The organism is Vibrio sp. RC586 (assembly GCF_000176715.1).
Lineage (GTDB): Bacteria > Pseudomonadota > Gammaproteobacteria > Enterobacterales > Vibrionaceae > Vibrio.
In genome coordinates this window covers 171,434-187,255 of record NZ_ADBD01000007.1, presented here as the reverse complement: position 1 = coordinate 187,255, position 15,822 = coordinate 171,434, and the positions used below count along the sequence as shown (strand labels likewise).

Genomic DNA, 15,822 nt, shown 5'->3' with positions numbered 1-15,822 from the left:
CCTTATATGGCAAAAGGTAGGAAGTTTACGCAAAAATCAGATGAACTCTGCTTCTGAACCAGACTTGCAATTGAAAATGAAGGTTTCTCTCCATTACCTAATACAGATAACCCTGTCACTGTGGTATTAAAATCCCCTCTGTCGAGGATGATATCTGCAGAGTCTGTGAAATTAACCTGTTTAAGTCCATGACGTGAATCCCCAATAGGTGAGAACTGGAGCCTGAAACGGATGTAAGAGTCTTTTTCATAGTCCATAGCAATCAACCATAGCGCTAAATCTATATCGTTCATTGAGTTGGCATGATTAATTGAATACTTGATTTGCCCATTGTCCCCTGGTGACAATGTATTGAACATGCCTGATATATAACCGGAGCGGAACCCAGCACCACCTGCGGTATGAACCCCAATGATATATGGAGTGTTATTAGTGAAACTGATGGTTTTAACTGCTTGCCCAGAATTTGGACGAACAGTAGACATTATTCCACCAGTGGAGCCAAGAATATAACCAAAAGTTTCTAATGCATCGGCTTTGGTTGTGGCGGTTCTGGTTGGGGACTGATTTTCTAAAAACTTTAATGCGCCTTGTGCAATCGCTATGCTGATATTTGAAGCGCCTTCATAAGTGTAAATGGTTCCGTCTGATACGCTAATCATTCTATTGTTTATATCTTCGTTCATATTCCACCTGTTCTATTGTGTTCTTGATAAATTACTAATCCATCATTGAAATGTTGTTAATGTATAAGTGAATGTATAAGTGATATTTACATTCCATTTGTTAATCTATGTGGATGCATTGTTAATTACAATGATGCTTTTTATCATGTGTTCCAATAGGTGAGGCGTATTGAAGATTTTTAACTTTATCTTGATATGAATAGTTTTATGGAAGATGAAATCAATTAACTAAAAGTTATTGACCTGATTTAGATTTCTGAATGTTAATTGTTAGATATGAAAATAAAAAAGGCACTCGTGATGAGTGCCTGAAAAAAGAATTTAAGTGAGGATTAAGCGCGTGTTGTGCCACGTAGTTTTAATTGACTCGGAACATAAACTTTCAAAGGTAAGACACGCCCATCACGCGCTTTTTCAACCAACAAATTGACCCCTTGAATCCCCATCATTTCCGAATGAATACGCACGGTTGAGAGGGGAGGAAAAGTAAAACGCGCGGTTGGAATATCATTAACGCTGATCAACGAGATGTCTTGGGGGATGTTTAAGCCATGTTCTAAAATAGCGCGTAGAACGCCAATGGCAATTGAATCAGAAGCCACGAACAGGGCTCGTGGAAAATCGGGGGTGGCGAGCATTTCTTTGGCAAGTCGATAGCCCGATGAGCTAGAAAAACTACCACGATAAATGTCTTGCGCGTTGACCACTCCTTTGAGTTGACCATATTCAGCAAAAGCAATTTCACGAATGTCTGGGTAGCCAGTTTTATCCTCTCCGCCAATAAACCCAATTCGATCAAAACCTTGAGCAATGAAAAAGTCAGTGACTTGTTTACTGATTTTAATGAGGTCAATGTCGACAGAATCGAATTGTCCATTGTCGTCGCTGAAATCGAGATAGCAGAGATTATCGGTTAGCTTACTGGCTTTTTGTAACGTTGCCGTGGTGGTTTTTCCAACCAGTAAAACGCCGGTAATCCGCTTTAAGTCAGGATCTATCTTGCTTTCATAACCGTTGGTTAGCTCAATGCCGAGTTTTTCACATTGAGTTTCGATTCCGTGGCGAATGGAGAGATAGTAAGGATCGTTGATTTCGGCTTCTTGGCGATAGTTATACAAGGCAAGAAAATGGTGGTTAGGTATCGTATTCACGGTATTTCTTTTTGCGCTGCTGGTGCGGTACTCCAGTTTCTCGGCAATCTCTAGAATGCGATGTTTGGTTTCTTCTTTCACACTCAAGGTTGGGTCATCATTCAAGACACGAGAAACGGTTGCCAGTGAAACCCCAGCTTCTGCAGCGATATCTTTTAAAGTTGCCATGCTTTTTGTTTCTCTCCCTTTTCCATTTTCAAAAACGAACCCTTTGAAAGGCTTTCACTAAATTCTCTTATCAGTCATTTGGGCTATGCCGTCGCACGGACAAACCAAAACGGAACTAATCAACGGGTGGATAAATGTTAACTGGCTGCCATTGTAAACAAAGCACAAACAGATGCATTGAGTTTTAGTAAAAAAAGTCTTTTTTTACTGGTTGTTTTCGAATGTCATCACGAAAAATCAGCCAATGTGAGGCTGATTGTGCTTTCAGTAAAATGTAATTTGAGGTTTTATTTAAGTAGTGACTTGTGTAAACGTTTACACAATGCAGTGTTGATCACGTTTTTAAAGTGAGATTGCTTGCTAAGCTTAAATGAGTGAAGAAACGACGAGTTTCCGTGCGCCGTTAGCTTGCGCATCAAAGAGGAGAGTGTGAAGTGAAAGTATTGGTGACAGGTGGGATGGGCTACATCGGAAGCCACACCTGCGTGCAGATGATAGCTGCGGGCATTGAACCCATCATTATTGATAACTTGTGCAATGCCAAACTGGCGGTGCGTAAACGTATCGAAGCACTGACGGGCAAACAACCTCTGTTTTATCAAGGTGATATTCGAGACGAGTCTTTTTTGGATTCCGTCTTTTCTCAGCATCGTATCCACGCCGTGATCCACTTTGCGGGGCTCAAAGCGGTGGGGGAATCTGTTGTTAAACCGCTTGAATACTATGACAACAACGTCAATGGTTCTCTGGTGTTAGCACGCTGCATGCGTAAAGTCGGAGTGAAGCGTTTGGTGTTTAGCTCCTCGGCAACGGTGTATGGCGATCCTCAACATGTGCCCATTACCGAAAATTCACCAACCGGTGCCACAACTAACCCTTATGGGCGCAGTAAACATATGGTGGAAGCGTGTTTAAGTGATCTTTTTCAAGCGGAAAAGGATTGGAGCATCACCTTACTCCGCTACTTCAACCCAGTTGGAGCGCATCCTTCAGGTACTATGGGTGAAGATCCACAAGGCATTCCTAACAACCTCATGCCCTTTATTGCTCAAGTTGCGGTGGGGCGGCGTGAGGCATTATCCGTTTTTGGCAGTGATTACCCAACACCGGACGGTACGGGCGTACGGGATTACATCCATGTGATGGATTTGGCCGATGGGCATATTGCAGCTTTGAAAGCGGTCGGTGAAAAAGAAGGCTTACATATTTACAACTTAGGCACGGGTAAGGGGTCAAGTGTTTTGGATATGGTTGATGCTTTTGCGAACGCATGCGGTAAGCCAGTGCCTTATGAACTCTGCCCACGCCGCGCCGGTGATATTGCCGAGTGTTGGGCAAGTACCGCTAAAGCAGAAAGCGAACTGGGTTGGAAGGCGACTCGCACTATCGCACAAATGACCGCAGATACTTGGCGTTGGCAATCAAATAACCCCAATGGTTACGCTGATTAAAGATTTCTCAGAATAAAGAATTAAATTCAAAGAGTTGAAAAATGTCGAAGATAGAGTTTAACCCTGTAGATCACCCACATCGCCGCTATAACCCGTTAACAGGGCAGTGGATTCTCGTTTCGCCGCATCGTGCAAAACGACCTTGGAGTGGTGCAGATGAAAAGCCGGCATTAGCCGAGCTGCCCAATTACGATACACACTGTTTTTTATGCCCAACTAATACCCGTATTTCGGGGGACGTGAACCCCAACTACTCGGGCACTTATGTGTTTAATAACGACTTTGCGGCATTGATGGTGGATTCGCCAGCGGCGCCTGAGTCGGAAAACCCACTTTTCAAAACTCAAGGGGTGCGTGGTTTAAGTCGAGTCATCTGTTTTTCTCCCGATCACAGCAAAACCCTGCCAGAGCTGTCGGTGGAAAAAATCCGTGGCGTGATTGAAACGTGGAATGAGCAAATAGAAGAACTGGGCAAAGAGTACGTTTGGGTTCAAGCCTTTGAAAATAAAGGTGAAGCCATGGGCTGCTCGCAACCTCATCCGCATGGGCAGATCTGGGCGAACAGCTTTTTACCCAACGAAATTGAACGCAAAGAGCAACACCTTAAAGCCTATTACCAACAGTATGGTCGCAATTTGCTAGTGGATTACGTGCAAGCAGAGTTGAAAGATGGCTCGCGTACGGTGGTGGAAACGGAGCATTGGTTGGCGGTGGTGCCGTATTGGGCGGCTTGGCCGTTTGAAACGCTGTTGTTGCCGAAAGCCCATATCCGCCGTATGAATGAGCTCAATGATGAGCAGCGTGATGATCTCGCCCTTGCCATCAAAAAGCTCACCAGTCGTTATGACAACTTATTTCAGTGCGCATTCCCGTATTCCATGGGCTGGCACTATGCACCGTTTTTTGAAGCTGGCACTGAGATTGAGCATTGGCAATTACATGCGTTGTTTTATCCGCCACTGCTGCGTAGTGCAACCATTCGTAAATTTATGGTTGGTTACGAAATGTTGGCAGAAAGCCAGCGTGATTTAACGGCGGAGCAAGCGGCAGAGCGTCTGCGTGCGGTGAGCGATGTTCATTACAAAGAACAAGAAAAACACCAATAAGATCAATTTTGAACTGCGCACGCTCAACGGTAGCGCGGTTTTCCCCTTTTAAAGCGAGAAGTCCTATGTCTGAACTGATTCATAACGTTACCACTGCATTTCAAGAGGTGTTGGGGTATGCGCCAAGTCATCTGATCCAAGCGCCTGGGCGCGTTAACTTGATTGGTGAGCACACCGATTACAACGATGGTTTTGTTTTGCCTTGTGCGATCAATTATCAAACCGTTGTCGCGGCCGCGAAGCGTAGTGATGACCGTGTTCGCGTGGTTTCTGTCGATTATGGTCATGCGATTGATGAGTTTGACCTCAATTCAGAGATTACTTTTGTGCCAGAAAAAATGTGGGCGAACTACATTCGTGGTGTTGTGAAGTGTTTGCGTGAGCGTGGCTTTATTTTTCATGGTGTTGATCTCGCGGTGACAGGCAACGTGCCACAAGGTGCGGGATTAAGTTCTTCGGCGGCGTTGGAAGTGGTGATCGGTCAAACCTTCAAAGAGCTTTATCAACTGGAGGTTAGCCAAGCGGAGATCGCGCTTAACGGTCAGCAAGCTGAAAACCAGTTCGTGGGTTGTAACTGCGGCATCATGGATCAGATGATTTCCGCCAAAGGACAAGCCAATCACGCTATGCTGCTGGATTGCCGTAGCCTAGAAACGGAAGCCGTTGCGATGCCAGAAGAGATGGCCGTGTTGATCATTAACTCCAATAAAAAGCGTGGCTTAGTGGAGAGTGAGTACAATACTCGCCGTGAACAGTGCGAAACCGCAGCTCGCGCCTTTGGCGTAAAAGCGCTGCGTGATGTCAGCTTAGAGCAGTTTAATGCGCAAGTGGCGAAACTCGATGAGGTGGTGGCGAAGCGTGCACGTCACGTCATCACGGAAAATGCTCGTACACTGCAAGCGGCGCATGCGCTGCGCCAGCAGGATATGGCTCGCTTGAGTGTGCTGATGGCGGAATCTCACGCTTCCATGCGCGATGATTTTGAAATCACGGTCAAAGAGATTGATACATTGGTTGACATTGTCAAAACCGTGATCGGTGATCAAGGTGGGGTGCGCATGACGGGTGGCGGCTTTGGTGGTTGTGTGGTGGCGTTAGTGCACCCAACTCAGGTGGAAGCGGTAAAACAGGCAGTTGAACGCCAATACCAAGCGGCGACAGGTTTAAAAGAGTCAATCTACGTTTGCCACGCGACATCGGGCGCAGGCTTGATTAAACACGGGTAAGTCTATCGATGGACACGTTATTTCCTAGCATGACAGAGCAGGCGGCCTATGATGGCCAGCCTGCTAATCTTATCGAGTTGACCAATCAAGCCGGAATGCGCGTAGTGCTGATGGATATCGGTGCGACATGGCTAAGCTGCGTTATCCCCGTAGGGGATGAAATGCGCGAAGTATTATTGGGCGTGAATAGCATGGCGGATTTTTTGCGCCAAGGCAGTTATTTAGGCGCAACTGTTGGACGTTATGCCAATCGAATTGCTCGTGGAGAACTCATGATTGATGGGCTGCAATATTCGCTTTCTACCAATCAAGCGGGGAATACTTTACACGGTGGTGCGGTTGGGTTTGATCGTCGCCGTTGGCAAATCAGGGCGCAAAGCGTACAGAGCGTGACGTTTCAACTGCTGTCTGAAGACGGCGACCAAGGCTTTCCGGGGAATCTGCACGTTGCGGTGACTTATCGTTTGGATGAGCAAGGAAGCGTGAGTATTGATTACCAAGCGACAACGGATCGCGCCACGGTGGTGAACCTCACTAATCATGCTTACTTTAATTTGAATGGTGCAGAAGGTGGCACCCAGTGCCTTGACCATAAGCTATGGATTGATGCAGCACTGTATGTACCAACCAATGCGGTGGGAATTCCATTGGGTGAACTGTGCCCAGTAGAAGGGACAGCATTTGATTTTACGCAGATCAAAAGGGTAGGTGAGCCTATATTGCAAGGAGAACAGCAAATCACGGCCAAGGGGTATGATCACAGCTATGTTTTTGCCTCAGACCGTGATACTACTCAGCCAATCGCGAAACTTTGGTCCGCCGATGAAAAAGTGCAACTAACGGTCTGTACAGACAAACCGGGTATGCAGCTTTATACCGGAAACTGGTTGGCGGGTACGCCAAATCGTCATGGAGCGGAATACGCCGATTATGCAGGTCTTGCCTTAGAAACTCAGTTTTTACCTGATTCTCCCCATCATCCACAATGGCCTCAGCCAAGTTGCATCCTACGGCCGGATGAACGTTACCAGTATCAGACACGCTACCAGTTTGTCTGCTTTGCCAAATAAGGTTCCACTCTGGCGCAATCTCATGTTGTTCATCTTGATGTTGCGTCAGAGATTCTCTCTTATCATGGCTCTCTTATGAGCGAGTCAACTGCCATTTCCAATCAATTCGAGTCCCAGAGAAGCGAACCCCGCTCAGCCTTGTCAGTCCACGCTTTAGTGTGATCGGCAAGCGGCCGATAAGCATCGCCAAACTGAAAAATAACCAAGGCAGCAAGGCTTGCCATAGGGCATAAATGGCGGTGACTCGGCGGTCAAACCCGCTGGACAACGCAACGGCTTCGGTAGTGAGTGTCGTGATGCGTCCTGCACCCAAAATCAGTGTCGGTAAGTATTGTGCAAAGCTGGCACTCAGCCCCACCGCCCATGCAAAAGCAATCGCAGGAAATAGAATCGGCAGTTTCACCTGCACCCATGCTTGCCACGGTGATTTTCCAAGGCTAAGTGTTACACACGTGAAATTGGGGTTAAAGCTGCGCCACGGGCCATCCAGTGCTAAGTAAACCAAAGGAAACACAAAAAATAGGTGTGACCAACAAACCCAAAACAGGTAGCTGCCATGGTCGATGATCAATGTCATCACTTGCAAGCCAAACAGAATTGAAAGTTGGGGGAGCAGCATCGGCAGCACCAGCAGGTAACTTGGCACTGCCAGTCGGTAGCGCAAGCGATACTCGTGCGCCAATATGGCTAACAATAGCGCTAGGGTTGCGCTAATTAAGGCAATCGCCAGTGTGGGTTGCAGTGCTTCGGTCAGCGCTTGCCACTCTTGCTGCCAAAAACGTAGGCTGTATTGAGTTGGGAGCAAATCTGGAAAACGCCAACGCTGCGCAACGCTCCATACCCCAAGCAAGGGCAGCAAACAAAGAGTAAAAGCAAACACTACTAAGAACAGGGATTGGCCGGGAAGGGTGATTGCAAAGCGGCCTGAGAATTGCCATTGTCGCCAACCTTGGGTGATGCCGCGTTCAATCAATAGAGCCAAAACGAGTACGCAAGTCGCAAGTGCAAACAAAATGACTGCGCCAGCTGCCGCACGTGGAAGCAAGGCTAAATCTGGCTCTTTAAACCATTGCCATACTAATACCGCAAAAGTAGGTGGGTTCGTTGGGCCTAAAATCTGCGCCACATCGACCACTGAAATGCCGTAGGCCAGTACCGCAAACAGCGCGAAACGCAGCTTGACCAACCATTGTGGCAAAATACATTTCCACCAGAACTGGCTAGGTTGATAGCCCAGTGATGCACCGACCTTATGCATTTTTTCAAGCGGGATTTGCTTGAGCAGAGGAATGCTCATCAGCAGCAGAAACGGCAGTTCTTTTAAGGTGAGCATGATGATCAAGCCGAGTGCGTGAGCATCATTGACTAGCCATGACATATCATCGGAGACGTAGCCCAATTCTTGGCTAACGAAGGCGTGCAGCAAACGAGCACCCAAGCCGGTGGGGTCAAATAAGAAAGCAAAACCAATCGCAAATGCCACATGTGGCATTGCCAGTAGTGGGGATAAACAGCGCTCAATCGTTGTCCAGTAACGGCTATTCCACGCGGCTTGTAAGATAATAAAACAGAGAAAGCAGGCCAGATAAGTGCTGGCCAGCGTTGAAAAAAGTGTCAAACCAATGGCTTGCCCTACGCCGTGCCATTCAGCAATCGCATGAAATCCATGCCATGAGAACTGAGTCAAACCGACCGGAGGGACATAACCGAAGGCGGCGACCGTGACGCCTAATAAACCTGGTAAGGTCGGCACCACGCAGACAATCACAAACAGCAGGTAAAAAAGGCGTAACATCAGCAGAACTCTCAACTCAACACACATTGGGGAAAGGGGAGGAATAGCAAAGCCGCTTACGAATAAGCGGCTAAAATTCACAGAGAACAGGCCATTACTTCGCCAGTTCAGCCATGTTGATGCCTTTTTTCTTGGCGATGTATTTTGGGATCAGTGACATACCAAACAGCACAAGACCTGCCGCCGCGAATTTCACCAACAGCATGGCGGAAACGCCATTGGTTGCAATGTCACCTGCCATGTAAGCGAAGATGAATGCGCCCGGAGCCATTGTCAGCAATGAAACAATCGCGTAAGTCCCCAAATTAAGGCTAGTGAGACCGTATGCGTAGTTTTGCAGGCTGAATGGGAAAACCGGAACCAGACGAGTTAGGATCAAAAAGCTTGTGCCGTTTTGAGCTACGCCTTGATCAATCTTCTTGAAGATTGGGTTATCACCAAATTTTTTCATAATGGTGTTACGCAGCAGAAAGCGCGCCACCACAAATGCGGCAACTGCGCCTAACGTGGCAGAGAACAACGCTAAAATGCCGCCTTTGATTGGGCCAAACACAATGCCCGCCACAATGGTAAACGCGCTGCCCGGCAGTAAAAAGACACAGGCAAAGACGAATGTGGCCACAAACACAAAGTAGCCCCAGAAGCCAAAACCCGCGATCCAGTTTTGTAGGCTTTTGATATCAGTAATGATTTCCAGAATCCCCGTTTGCTTTGCAGCAAACAGAACTAAGCCAATCACGGCGGCTAAAATAGCCAATTTCAAAAATTTCATGGTGTTACTTTTCCTTCTTCAGAGCGCTTACACAGACATACATTTGATGAGGCCGGCTTTCGATTTGTAGCGGTTAAACCAAGCTTTGACTGGGCTAGCCAGTACATTCACAGGCGCTTCATCACCCCGCATCACCACTGGGCCAAACATCAAGTCGAGGATGTGCCACGCTTGGGTACCCACACCCATCATTGAGGCACGACAAGCGGCGCAGTACACCACCACATAATCGGTTTCAAACTCATCGACTCGGCGTTGAATCACGCGGTTGGCCACATCTGGGTTGGCGGGTACCACCATGCCGCCAAAACCGCAGCAGCGAGTGTTTTCGCGGGTGTGTTCTGGCTCCACGGTTTTGTAGCCTAGCTCGTTTAAGATCCAACGAATGCCATCTTGCAACTCTTGCTCGTAGCGCGTTGAACAGGAATCGTGAATGGTAAACACCACATCACTGTGTTTGGCTTTGCCGCGTAGCTCTTCCGGCAGACCAATTTGTGGTAAAAGTTTCCAAAGGGAGAGTGGTTTTTGCTTCCCGCCTGCTTTTTTGATCATCCCGTAACAGCTTTGGCACGCCACAATCACTTCTTCCGCTTCTAACTTATCGAAGTCGGCTTGCAGTTGGCCGTAACGCTGTTTGAAAAGGTCAGTTTGACCAATCGCCGCAGTTGGCTTACCACAACATTTTTGCACGGCGCCCATCTCTTGGAAGACTTGTTTTAGGTAAGACGCAATCGCGGCCACACCTTCTGGTGAGTAGGATGGCAAGCTGCATCCCGGCATAAACACTTTATTGCTCATTTTGCTGCTCCTGTGCGTTTGGCCATAGTGAAGAGTTTTGAAAAGCCCAGTTTTTGGTGCATGTTGATCGCCTTATGACCAGGCATTGGAGACTCGCCATTGTTGGCTTTTACGAAATCGGCACGCGCGCCAAGGAACATCTCTTTCATTGGGAAATCTTTCGGACAAACGATGGTGCACTGATCGCAAGCATTGCAAGAGTAAGCCAGTAGCGGATCCATCGCTTGTGAGTCAATAAAGTCGCTGAACAGGGTTTTCGGACAGTCGCCGAAATCGTTCATCATGATGCACTCTGACATACAGAGCTTACAGCTACACTGCAGACAGCGTGAGGCTTCTTGACGAACTTGTTCTTCGCTAAATCCAAAATCGACTTGTGCGAAATCGCGTTTACGCTCGTCGGCATCGCGCAGTTCACCATGCAAACGCGGTTGGTCTACAGTGCCTTTCGGAAGTGGTACATCCAAACGTGATGGGTAGCTGTACTCTTGAACAAAGTCACGGCCTTCAGTGAGGGCAACCTGATTCAAGTAACGTTCAACACTGAATGCCGCTTTACGGCCAAGCGCCATCGCTTGGATCACGATGTTACCGCCACAGGCATCGCCCGCCACAAATACATCATCAAGCTGAGTGGCGAGAGTCTGTTGATCCACCACATAACGGCCGCCACGGGTTTGTTCGAGTGCGCCATCAGTAATATCTGCCACGACTTGACCGGTGGCGAAAATCACCGTATCCACCAAGATAGTTTTGCTCTCTTCGCTGTATTGTGGCGCGAATTGGCCTTGTTCGTTGAAGATAGAAAGCACGCGCTTGAGCGTAATGCCGGTCACCTTGCCATTTTCATGCTCAATCGCGACTTGGCCCCAACCTGCATGGAATTCCACGCCTTCTTCCTGTGCTTCATCAATCTCAATCTGGCTTGCCGGAAGGGCGTCCATCGCTTCCAGTGAACACTGGAACACTTCACTTGCGCCAATGCGCCATGAAGAGCGGGCACAATCCATGGCTACGTCACCGCCACCAATCACCATCACTCGCTGGCCTGCGCGAGGGAATTGTTGGGTTTCGGCGATCTCTTTGAGGTACTCGACAGCAGAGAAAACACCATCACTTTGGTGGCCTGGCAGAGGAATGATTGAGCCGATGTGCGCACCATGGGCCAGAATGACCGCATCATGTTCATCGCGCAGCTGTTGGAATGAAATATCACGGCCGATTTCCACACCAAAACGGGTTTCGATGCCCAGCATTTTGAGGTAATCGTATTCGAAGTCGATCACGTTACGAGGAAGACGGTACTCAGGAATACCAACACGCATCATGCCGCCGTAGACGTTTAATTTCTCATAAATCGTGACTTGGTGACCTAAACGGCGTAGTTCAATCGCCGCTTGAGCACCTGCAGGGCCAGCACCCACAATGGCAATGTGTTTGTGAGTTGCAGGGGCAATAGTGAGATCCCACTGTGCTTGCTGATCCATTTTCTCCGCCACAAAACGTTTGATGCCTGCCACGCTGATTGGCTGTTTGAACTCCGTGTTACGGCGACAAGCCGCTTCACAAGGATGAGCACAAATACGGCCTAGCGTTTGAGGCAAAAACAGCTTGCTGCGGATTACATCCAGCGCTTCTTGGTACAAACCTTCACCCGCTAAGCGAACATACTGTTTTACATCGGTGTGCATTGGGCAAGCGGTTTGACACGCTGGATCGGCATCGCCCATACAGCCATCGACAATCATCTGCGCTGTGTCATACAGCTTTTGGCTAAAAATTACCTTGTTCATTCAATGAGTATCCCGTGTTAATTAGCTTTTGCCGTTGAGGACGGCAACGTCAGGGTGTTGCAGCTCGTAATGAGCATGGCTGTACTCAATCCATGAACCGTCATAGTTGTAGACTTCTTGCGCGCCTAGAATTTCTGATAACACGAGAGTGGTGTGTGCCGAACGCACGCCAGACTGGCAGAAAGCGATCACTTTTTTGCCTTTGATCAGGTCGCCGTAAACCGCTTGTAACTCTTGTGCCGTTTTGAGGGTGGTGTCTTTATTCAGCGCCTGAGTCCAGTTGATGTGAACACTGCCAGGAATCGTGCCTGGGCCAAATGCGCCAGTGACGGTGGTGGTTCCAGCAAACTCTTCTGTGCCACGGGTATCGATGATGACCCAATCCGGATTATTTTGAGCCGCGACCACCATTTCGAGTGTGGCAAGGGTGTTCGCTTCTTGCGCTGGGTTAGGAGCTTGGTAAGTCACACCTGAGATTTTCTCTGCTTCATCACCAGTAGGTAGGCCGGCGCCTAGCCATGCATTCAAACCCCCATCAAGGTAACGAACGTCTTGATGACCTAAGCCTTGGATCTGCCAGTAAAGGCGAGCGGCATCATGGTGTGAGCCCGCAGCATAGACCACGATCGTGGACTGTGCTGTGGCGCCAAATTCACCGAGCATTATTGCCATCTCATCGCTGCTATTGCGCATACCATCGAAGCCGTATTCTGCTTTTGGTGCGGAATAGTCATTACGCCACAGGGAGTACGAGCCAGAAATAGGGGCATCTGGTTTCATCGGGTTGAGTGCACCGATAACGACCACATCGGCTTGGTTATCCATCAGCGCCTTGAGCTGGACAGGGGAGATGAAATGTTCAGGGTGAGCGTAACCTGCAAACTTATCGGCTTGCTGAGTAGCATCCACCGTAACCACGGGGGTGGAGAACATCGCTTGATAAGTGGGGTAACCAATAGCCACTGTCGCGGCTAAGATCCCCAAGGCAATTGTCGACTTCTTCATTGCATTGCTTCCATTTGATTTTTAAAAGTAACCTGCTGGACTTAACCCAACAGGTGGAATTCGTGTGATCAGGAAGGCGGGGGGAGCTTTATGGTTTGTGTTTGGTGCTGCCCACAGTGCGTATCCTTCGCTAAGTCGGGGATGGATTGTGCGTAAATCCGTTATCTACCACTATTGTGGTAAACCACAAGAATGAGATGGGATTGATCTGACGCAACAAAGTGAACAGGGGGATGGGTGCTAAAATGCGCCTCCACTGCATTGAGGTTGGTCTGTTTGTGTATCGATTTTTCTTAAAACTCTGGTTTGGATTGGGGATTGGGCTGGTTTCGTTAACGAGCTTGGCTCAACATCAGCCACGAACGGCTTTTGATGTCGGCGTATTGGCGTTACGTGGTCACCTCAGCGCGCGTGAAACATGGCAGCCAACCATGGATTGGTTGGCAGAGAAAAATCCCAATTACCATTTCAATTTACATACTTACGATTTCGATCAATTAGAAGAAGCGTTTTTACACAATCGCCTCGACTTTATTTTGACCAGTCCCGGTCAGGCGACCAAGCTGGCGCGTGAGTACCCCATTTATTGGCTAGCAACGCAAAGAACGGAATTTAGCCAAAGCCCGAATCGTTCGATTGCCTCGGTGGTCGTAGTGCGGCAAGAGTCTGCGTATAAAACCTTAAAAGACATAGATAAAGCGCGGATTGCTGCGGTTTCGGAGAAAGCTTTTGGTGGGTTTCTTGCCCTGCGCTATGAGTTGGATAAATTGGGTTACTACCATGCACGATTTTTTGACAATCTCGAATTTAAAGGCCCTCCGACAGATAACCTGATCCTTGATGTACTGGAAAAACAAATCGATGTAGCGATTGTTCCGGCATGTACGTTGGAACATATGATCAAAGAGGGAAAATTACAGAGACATAACGTGCGCGTACTGAACGCCTCTCATCCGGAAAACTCGGTTTGTACCGTTAGCACACCTTTGTACCCGAATTGGACTCTGGCAATGACCGAGCGAGCACCACTAGAGGTGGGACAAAAAGTCGCACAGGCACTGTTTGATATGCCCGCAGATCATCTGGCGGCAGAGGCGGCTCAAAACCGAGGATGGATGTTGCCAGCCCCCAGTGTGAATGTGGACAAAGTTTATCAGCACTTAGATCTGCATCCGCTGCAAAAGCCTCTGCCACAAAAAGTAAAAGAGTGGCTGTATAAGAATCAAACGGTCACCATCGCAGCGTTATTGACCCTAACTTTGCTCACGGTGTACCACTTCTGGCTAGAGTGGAAATTCAAACGCAGCCGTGAACAACTGCGCGAAACGCTGAACGACTTACGTCATAAAAGTGCCATGTTGGAACACGCTCAGCGCATCACCATTGTGGGAGAGCTAGGCAGCAGTTTGGCGCACGAGCTTAACCAGCCGTTAGCGGCGATCAAAAATTACAGTCACGGCGCACAACTGCGAATGGAGCAAGGCACATCGCCGGAAACATTAATGCCCATATTGCAGAAAATTCAGCAGCAAGTGGGGGTGGCAAGTGAGATTATTCAGCGGCTTCGTTCCTTGATTCACCGAAAACCGACCCAAAAACGTTGGGTGGATTTACCACAGTTGATTGATGAGTCACTTAAATTGGTCGACTATGAATTTCAGCGCCACCGCATTGAATTAGCCGTACTCTATTCTGGAGAAACACAGCCAATTTATATTGATGCCACGGGGTTGCAGCAAGTGCTGCTCAACCTACTGACCAATGCCAAAGATGCTTGCCTTAGCATGTTGGATTGTAGCCAACCGTTTTACGTTGACCTGCATGTGAGCTTTTGTGATGACCAAGTGATCATCGATATTACCGACAATGGCATTGGCTTGCGTGATTCAAGCGATGCGGTTCAGCAGGCTTTTTACACCACCAAAACGGATGGTTTAGGTTTGGGGTTGGCTATTTGCCGTGATGTGATTGAAGTGCATCATGGGCAACTCTATCTGCGCCCATTACCCCCAACGGGTTGTCAGGCAACGATAATTTTACCTTATCTGGAGAATCACCATGTTTCGTAACCTTCATCCCGTTTATTTGGTTGATGATGAAATCAGTGTTTTAGAGTCATTACAGTTTTTACTCGAAAGCTACGGTTATCAACTGCAAGCCTTCTCTTGTGGGCGACAGTTTCTTGAGCAAGCCAACTGGCAACAAGCAGGGTGTGTGGTGTTAGATAGCCGAATGCCGGATCTGTGTGGCCAAGAAGTGCAGCGCCAGTTAAACGCGCGCAATAGCCCGCTGCGCATCATCTATTTAACCGGACACGGTGATGTACCCATGGCCGTTGAAGCGTTAAAAGAAGGGGCGTGCGATTTTTTCCAAAAACCGGTGGATGGGGATGCATTAGTAAGAGCGATTGATCAAGCACTTGAGCTGTCGGCTATTTGTGCGGAACAGTGTAACGCGCGGCGTAAGATCGGGAGCCTAACCAAGCGTGAGCGAGATGTGGCAGAGTTGGTGCTTAAAGGAATGAAAAATCAAGAAATGGCGGATGAATTATGCGTTTCGCTACGCACTATTGAAGTACACCGTGCCAATCTCATGAAGAAGCTCGAAGTGAATAATATGGCGGCCCTTATTCGCTATATGGGGAGTTATTTACCCGCCTAGTTCATGGTCGGTTATTATTGGTTGTTATTAGTATTGAACATTCAATCTTTGACCTGAATGAGTGGGTGGATATAGTAGTTTATTACTTATATTCCATTGTTTTTTGAATAGATATCAATATTTTCTAATGAGTGATTGTT

13 protein-coding genes are annotated in these 15,822 nt (G+C 48.0%); 6 read left to right on the top strand and 7 right to left on the bottom strand.

Annotated elements, in window-relative coordinates; genetic code table 11:
• Positions 1-2 precede the first annotated feature (2 nt).
• Both VOA_RS13175 and ebgR read right to left on the bottom strand, forming a co-directional pair.
• The gene (locus tag VOA_RS13175; protein ID WP_001001287.1) at positions 3-686 is read right to left on the bottom strand and encodes a hypothetical protein; all 684 of its coding nucleotides are present in this window, start codon (positions 684-686) and stop codon (positions 3-5) included.
• Positions 687-1,018: 332 nt separating this feature from the next.
• Complete coding sequence (gene ebgR / locus VOA_RS13180; protein WP_000212430.1) at positions 1,019-2,005, bottom strand: transcriptional regulator EbgR; 987 nt, start codon at positions 2,003-2,005, stop codon at positions 1,019-1,021.
• A gap of 434 nt (positions 2,006-2,439) precedes the next feature.
• On the opposite strand from ebgR, the gene galE reads away from it, so the two are divergent.
• The 4 genes from galE to galM all read left to right on the top strand — a co-directional run bounded on the left by galE (position 2,440) and on the right by galM (position 6,858).
• Positions 2,440-3,456, top strand: coding sequence for a UDP-glucose 4-epimerase GalE (galE, locus tag VOA_RS13185; RefSeq protein WP_000866949.1), 1,017 nt, complete (start codon positions 2,440-2,442; stop codon positions 3,454-3,456).
• A 41-nt stretch (positions 3,457-3,497) separates the two neighbouring features.
• On the top strand, positions 3,498-4,562 hold the full coding sequence (locus tag VOA_RS13190) for a UDP-glucose--hexose-1-phosphate uridylyltransferase (protein WP_000034286.1): 1,065 nt from the start codon (positions 3,498-3,500) through the stop codon (positions 4,560-4,562).
• A 65-nt stretch (positions 4,563-4,627) separates the two neighbouring features.
• Complete coding sequence (gene galK, locus VOA_RS13195) at positions 4,628-5,788, top strand: galactokinase (protein ID WP_001292228.1); 1,161 nt, start codon at positions 4,628-4,630, stop codon at positions 5,786-5,788.
• An 8-nt stretch (positions 5,789-5,796) separates the two neighbouring features.
• On the top strand, positions 5,797-6,858 hold the full coding sequence (gene galM, locus VOA_RS13200) for a galactose-1-epimerase (RefSeq protein ID WP_009355802.1): 1,062 nt from the start codon (positions 5,797-5,799) through the stop codon (positions 6,856-6,858).
• 73 nt (positions 6,859-6,931) lie between these two features.
• On the opposite strand, the gene VOA_RS13205 is transcribed toward galM, so the two are convergent.
• The 5 genes from VOA_RS13205 to VOA_RS13225 all read right to left on the bottom strand — a co-directional run bounded on the left by VOA_RS13205 (position 6,932) and on the right by VOA_RS13225 (position 13,021).
• Positions 6,932-8,653, bottom strand: a complete 1,722-nt coding sequence (locus tag VOA_RS13205; protein ID WP_000944964.1) for an ABC transporter permease — start codon at positions 8,651-8,653, stop codon at positions 6,932-6,934.
• A gap of 94 nt (positions 8,654-8,747) precedes the next feature.
• Complete coding sequence (locus VOA_RS13210) at positions 8,748-9,425, bottom strand: TVP38/TMEM64 family protein (protein ID WP_000670358.1); 678 nt, start codon at positions 9,423-9,425, stop codon at positions 8,748-8,750.
• 27 nt (positions 9,426-9,452) lie between these two features.
• On the bottom strand, positions 9,453-10,223 hold the full coding sequence (locus VOA_RS13215; RefSeq protein WP_000066863.1) for a (Fe-S)-binding protein: 771 nt from the start codon (positions 10,221-10,223) through the stop codon (positions 9,453-9,455).
• Positions 10,220-12,016, bottom strand: coding sequence for an FAD-dependent oxidoreductase (locus tag VOA_RS13220; RefSeq protein ID WP_001045095.1), 1,797 nt, complete (start codon positions 12,014-12,016; stop codon positions 10,220-10,222). The genes VOA_RS13215 and VOA_RS13220 overlap by 4 nt, the downstream gene beginning before the upstream one ends.
• Before the next feature lie 21 nt (positions 12,017-12,037).
• Complete coding sequence (locus VOA_RS13225; protein WP_000749847.1) at positions 12,038-13,021, bottom strand: sulfurtransferase; 984 nt, start codon at positions 13,019-13,021, stop codon at positions 12,038-12,040.
• Between the two features lie 245 nt (positions 13,022-13,266).
• Here VOA_RS13225 and VOA_RS13230 point away from each other — a divergent pair, with 245 nt between their 5' ends.
• Together VOA_RS13230 and VOA_RS13235 are read left to right on the top strand one after the other, a co-directional pair.
• Positions 13,267-15,090 (top strand): sensor histidine kinase, encoded by a 1,824-nt coding sequence (locus VOA_RS13230; RefSeq protein WP_156794452.1) that lies wholly within the window; start codon positions 13,267-13,269, stop codon positions 15,088-15,090.
• Positions 15,080-15,682, top strand: coding sequence for a response regulator transcription factor (locus tag VOA_RS13235; protein ID WP_000489518.1), 603 nt, complete (start codon positions 15,080-15,082; stop codon positions 15,680-15,682). The genes VOA_RS13230 and VOA_RS13235 overlap by 11 nt, the downstream gene beginning before the upstream one ends.
• Positions 15,683-15,822 lie beyond the last annotated feature (140 nt).

What these genes read in the sequence shown, in the direction of transcription:
- VOA_RS13205 (WP_000944964.1), bottom strand. Translation starts at nt 8,653, where the DNA reads ATGTTACGCCTTTTTTACCTGCTGTTTGTGATTGTCTGCGTGGTGCCG.
- VOA_RS13225 (WP_000749847.1), bottom strand. Translation starts at nt 13,021, where the DNA reads ATGAAGAAGTCGACAATTGCCTTGGGGATCTTAGCCGCGACAGTGGCT.
- VOA_RS13210 (WP_000670358.1), bottom strand. Translation starts at nt 9,425, where the DNA reads ATGAAATTTTTGAAATTGGCTATTTTAGCCGCCGTGATTGGCTTAGTT.
- ebgR (WP_000212430.1), bottom strand. Translation starts at nt 2,005, where the DNA reads ATGGCAACTTTAAAAGATATCGCTGCAGAAGCTGGGGTTTCACTGGCA.
- VOA_RS13215 (WP_000066863.1), bottom strand. Translation starts at nt 10,223, where the DNA reads ATGAGCAATAAAGTGTTTATGCCGGGATGCAGCTTGCCATCCTACTCA.
- VOA_RS13235 (WP_000489518.1), top strand. Translation starts at nt 15,080, where the DNA reads ATGTTTCGTAACCTTCATCCCGTTTATTTGGTTGATGATGAAATCAGT.
- VOA_RS13230 (WP_156794452.1), top strand. Translation starts at nt 13,267, where the DNA reads ATGCGCCTCCACTGCATTGAGGTTGGTCTGTTTGTGTATCGATTTTTC.
- VOA_RS13175 (WP_001001287.1), bottom strand. Translation starts at nt 686, where the DNA reads ATGAACGAAGATATAAACAATAGAATGATTAGCGTATCAGACGGAACC.
- VOA_RS13190 (WP_000034286.1), top strand. Translation starts at nt 3,498, where the DNA reads ATGTCGAAGATAGAGTTTAACCCTGTAGATCACCCACATCGCCGCTAT.
- galK (WP_001292228.1), top strand. Translation starts at nt 4,628, where the DNA reads ATGTCTGAACTGATTCATAACGTTACCACTGCATTTCAAGAGGTGTTG.
- galM (WP_009355802.1), top strand. Translation starts at nt 5,797, where the DNA reads ATGGACACGTTATTTCCTAGCATGACAGAGCAGGCGGCCTATGATGGC.
- VOA_RS13220 (WP_001045095.1), bottom strand. Translation starts at nt 12,016, where the DNA reads ATGAACAAGGTAATTTTTAGCCAAAAGCTGTATGACACAGCGCAGATG.